A 674-nucleotide genomic window follows, 5' to 3' on the forward strand; every position below is an offset into this window, starting at 1 on the left:
CGGCGCGCGGGGTGCGGGCCGTCTGCTTCTCCGAGATCCCGCCGAACCTCGGGCTGCCGTCGGTCCACACCGACGCCTGGGACCCCTTCTTCGCGGCCTGCGACGAGACGGGGACGGTCGTCGCCATGCATATCGGCTCGTCCTCCCGTATGCCCTCGACCTCGGCGGACGCGCCCCCGGCGGTCGGTTCCACGATCACCTTCGCCAACTGCTGCTTCTCGATGGTCGACTGGCTGATGAGCGGCAAACTGGACCGGTTCCCCGACCTGAAGATCATGTACGCCGAGGGCCAGATCGGCTGGATCCCGTACATCCTCGAGCGCGCCGACGTGGTCTGGGAGGAGAACCGCGGCTGGGGCGGGGTGGCGGACAAGGTGCTGCGGCCGCCGTCCGAGCTGTTCGCGGAGCATGTGTACGGGTGCTTCTTCGATGACGCCTTCGGGCTGCGGAACCTGGACGCCATCGGAGTCGGCAACGTCCTGTACGAGACGGACTACCCGCACTCCGACTCGACCTGGCCCAAGTCGCGCGAGGTCGGCGAGGCCCAGATGGGGCATCTGCCGCAGGACGTCGTGGAGCGGATCGTGCGTGGCAACGCGATCGAGCTGCTGGGGCTCACGGAGGACGGCCTCTGGGCCGGGCCCGGGGCCTGAGCGCACGCTGCGGGTGGGCGG

General features: G+C 69.9%; 1 pseudogene. It reads left to right on the forward strand.

Annotated features, from left to right (window positions below):
* A pseudogene (locus CCN51_RS60320) lies at window positions 1–653 on the forward strand (amidohydrolase family protein); the annotation flags it as partial.
* Window positions 654–674 lie beyond the last annotated feature (21 nt).

This window comes from Streptomyces milbemycinicus, from assembly GCF_002154605.1.
GTDB lineage: Bacteria > Actinomycetota > Actinomycetes > Streptomycetales > Streptomycetaceae > Streptomyces > Streptomyces milbemycinicus.